The organism is Pseudomonas sp. IPO3747, assembly GCF_013385245.1.
GTDB classification, from domain to species: Bacteria; Pseudomonadota; Gammaproteobacteria; order Pseudomonadales; family Pseudomonadaceae; genus Aquipseudomonas; species Aquipseudomonas edaphica.
This window is the reverse complement of sequence record NZ_JACAQL010000021.1, coordinates 1-217: the sequence shown is the minus strand read 5'-3', so window position 1 is coordinate 217 and position 217 is coordinate 1. Positions and strand designations below refer to the sequence as shown.

Annotated in this window: 1 protein-coding gene; it reads left to right on the top strand. The window is 56.2% G+C overall.

All coding sequences use genetic code 11. The features are described 5' to 3' along the window. Positions 1–217: immunoglobulin-like domain-containing protein (locus HX790_RS21545; protein ID WP_176992101.1), on the top strand; the 217-nt coding region annotated here is incomplete at both ends.

Below are 217 nucleotides of genomic sequence, written 5' to 3'. Positions count from 1 at the left end.
CTGGCGGTAACTTCGAAAAACTGGAAGTGGCTGGTGATGGCGCAACCACCACCATCAACGACACCATCGACAAAGTGGATGTGGTTCTGACCGCCACCACCACCGTCGGTGAAGGCGGCAATATCGTCTACACCGCCAGCCTTGTGGATAAAAACGGCGCGGCAGTGACCAACATCACCAACCCGCTGACCGTGACTTTGGACAATGGCCAGACCAT